The sequence below is a fragment of the Pseudomonas sp. MIACH genome (genome assembly GCF_001269925.1).
Taxonomy (GTDB): domain Bacteria; phylum Pseudomonadota; class Gammaproteobacteria; order Pseudomonadales; family Pseudomonadaceae; genus Aquipseudomonas.
On the sequence record NZ_LHVO01000009.1, the window covers coordinates 1 to 1,037 of the forward strand.

Below are 1,037 nucleotides of genomic sequence, written 5' to 3' on the forward strand. Positions count from 1 at the left end.
TTGAGGTTTTCGGTAAAGGAAGCTATCCACTCTTCAGCGTGAACAGGTCGTTTCCCCTCCTCTCCAGCTTGCATTGCTAAAGCGCTTCTTACTTTTAAATTTACAAGATGCTGTTCAAGGTTGCCTCCTAGCCGAGCATTTATGTCTATCGAGTTTATATCTGGTTGAGATGCGGTCGCCGAGGATACGCTTGAAATTTCAGCCTTACGGCCTGCAGCAAAAAAACGAATGGACGCTTTTTTTTCGATGTATATATCTATAAGTAAGTTTGGATCATTGTTGTAGGTAATTTTTAAAGGTCCAATGATACTGTCGAAAGCTTGCTTAGAGTGCAGAAGGCTCTGCTCATAGTTTAGTCGCATTGCAGGATCTAAGTTTGGTTGGTTTAAAGCTTCTGTGAAAGTTCTAATGTTTCCTTCATAATTTGAGAGGTTTCGAATTTGCTGTTGGATAATCTGAGTTGTAAGTGTTTGATGTATTGCGCTGACTAGGGAAGTTTTACCTGAGCCGTTGCCGCCAGCAATGATTAGATTTTTTCCATTGAGTTCGATATCTACATCTTTGTTTGAGTTTATTATTTTTCCGGAAATGCTTTTAATTGGTTTCATTTTTACCTGCTTGCGCATGGTTGATTTTTAGATTGGTTTGTTTTTGAGGTGGCGCTTATTTTGATAAGGCTGATTTTTTACGTTGGTTCTTTTTCAAACTGGCTTTAACGCTCGTCAACCGTCAGCTCCTGCTCCAGCAAGGAGCATACTGAATCGCCCCTGATTGTGTAGAGCATTGAATGGCTGCTTTTGGCCGATTCTGTTGAAAAAGTCGGATTTTCAGATCGCTTGAACTCAGGCACGACCACCACTGGAGAATCTACTCACCACATTGAGTGGTTTCTCGGCTCTTCGTTGAGCTTTGCAGCTCGGTTATTGGGTTGGTTTGAGGGTTTTTGCTTTGTGCAGACGCACCTATCCCGTAACCGGTGGCCCTTGAGAAGTAAATTTGGCCAACCGACGCAGGTTCTGCACGGCAGCGGCCAGCGT

At 43.1% G+C, this 1,037-nt stretch carries 1 protein-coding gene; it reads right to left on the reverse strand.

Annotated features, from left to right (window positions below):
- The coding region (locus tag AD670_RS31365) for an AAA family ATPase (protein WP_156338085.1) at positions 1–626 on the reverse strand (626 nt) is incomplete at its 3' end.
- Positions 627–1,037 lie beyond the last annotated feature (411 nt).